Origin of the sequence: Bifidobacterium vansinderenii (assembly GCF_002234915.1) — a bacterium.
GTDB classification, from domain to species: Bacteria; Actinomycetota; Actinomycetes; order Actinomycetales; family Bifidobacteriaceae; genus Galliscardovia; species Galliscardovia vansinderenii.
The window spans coordinates 1-2,003 of sequence record NZ_NEWD01000067.1 but is presented as its reverse complement, the minus strand read 5'-3'; the positions used below and the strand labels follow the sequence as shown (position 1 = coordinate 2,003).

Genomic DNA, 2,003 nt, shown 5'->3' with positions numbered 1-2,003 from the left:
GGTCCATGGACTTCGAAACCAGGGCGAACATGACTTCCCCTACCAATCCTGTGCAAAGATCGAGCAGTCAAAAGCCATTTAATCCTATTAGGAGCTGCTCCCAATTTATGAAGAAAATTCATAAGCATTATTTCCTCCACTACATGTCTTCTCTAAAAACACGATCGTAAACGGAATCCTCACAAGTACCCGATGCATCATAGAACCAACTCATCTTTTGCGGCGTATTTGCAAGCCTAGATAAATAGGCCTGTCGGAATGGCTCTCCGAGTAAGGAGGTCAATTCAAATAGGTATCCAGGATTTTTATGAATACAATTCAGAACATTGTTATCCAATCCCTGCCGCAAACAAATCATAAATACCGCATCAATAAACAGATAAATCGGATATTTTCCATACTTAAGGAAATATTCCTTAAAAATGCTGTCCATAGCGGTTACAAACAAAGAATTTTTACGAGCAGCAATAAAGAAGCCGGTCCATGTGGAACTCGCCCCTTTGTATTTCAGGAAATTCGGAGTCGTGACACAGTTCATCGATTCGAACGACTTATCAGACAGCCTTAATGTTAAATCATAAGGAGCAGAAAAATACAATGTTGCATCAACCCATGTTCCGCCATTATTCTTTAACACGTTGAAGCGCAAAATATCCGAGAAGGTCTGTACAGAGATGTCTCCTCTTGCAAATCCATCACGGATTCGGATATCAATATCCGTATACTTCTCATAATTGGACTTGGAAAGTTCTATGATCTCATCATCAGGATGGGTTCGCCTCACCGATTTTAGACACGTTCGTACAATATCTGGTGCCGAATCAAAGCCATCCCACCAAAAAACAAAAACTTTATGAGAGACAGGGCATTCTTCCAGATTCGTGCTTTTCCCGATAAAAGGAGTCAGCATAGGAATAATACGACGTTCCAGCTCTGGCAATTGTCTTTCAAGATCAACAAAAGCCGTATCACGGTTCCTTCTGAAGAAAATAGCCTTCCTCGCATAATGCACGCCGTGAAGTCTCACATTCTTCAAATCGGATCGTAATCCGGATATAAAGCCTCTCAGTCTCTTCGCCTTAGATTTTCCGGAAGTCATCAACGCATAGTAAATATGAGGAGAAAGAAGAGCCTTTGCGTGCATGACAATAAACTCGCGCCGGGATGAAGCTTTTCTTAGGAGAAGCATCACAGCTTCCATATAGGAACGTTCTTTACGCACCTCCCTATAAACGTGAATAAACTGACCGCGATCCCGGATACTAAGTAAACGGGTCAACAAAGACTCAATTAAGAAGTAATACAGCAAATCAGCTTGTACGCGATCCTCGCCAGTTGATGTAAGCAAGTCACCAAAAGCGGAACGTACCTTTCGCGCATTCGATATATGCCTAATCGTTGCGGTGTTCTTCATCATTGATGTAGAACTGGCTATATTATAATAATAAGAATTTACTAATTTGAGAGTCTTTACACACGTACACTCAAGAAGCATAAGATATGAAAATATCGTATCCTCTCCAAGCGATATGTCCTTGTATTCCTCAAATTTGTCTGCAACATTTTTAGCACAAGATGTGCGATACATCTTATTCCATCGGGACACAAATAGATAGGAAGAAATAGCTGATCCTTCGACCGGATCCAAAAGATGTCGACGAAGGAAAGAAATCTCCTCCCCTTTATAAATTCGGTCTTCTTTTAGAGAAAAGGCCGTAAGCATATGTCGATCGTCGTGATAAAAACCGGCAGCTACAACGTCTGTGTCCAGATCAAGAGCCTGCACAAAATTAGCAATATAATCTGAACCAATATAGTCATCGGGATCCATAAATACAATATACTGTCCCGAAGCCTGACGAATACCGGCGATAGTAGCATCTACCAATCCGCCATTTTCCTTCTGAATAACCAGCACCCGGGAATCTTCCACGGCGAAATCATGTAACTTCTCCGTGGACGTATCCGTAGACCCATCATTAACCAATATGATTTCCAGCTGT

The 2,003-nt window shown here is 41.5% G+C and carries 1 protein-coding gene; it reads right to left on the bottom strand.

The genetic code is table 11. The annotated features are described in order from the left end of the window. Positions 1-139: 139 nt before the first annotated feature. The coding region (locus Tam10B_RS12830) for a capsular polysaccharide synthesis protein (RefSeq protein WP_093961608.1) at positions 140-2,003 on the bottom strand (1,864 nt) is incomplete at its 5' end.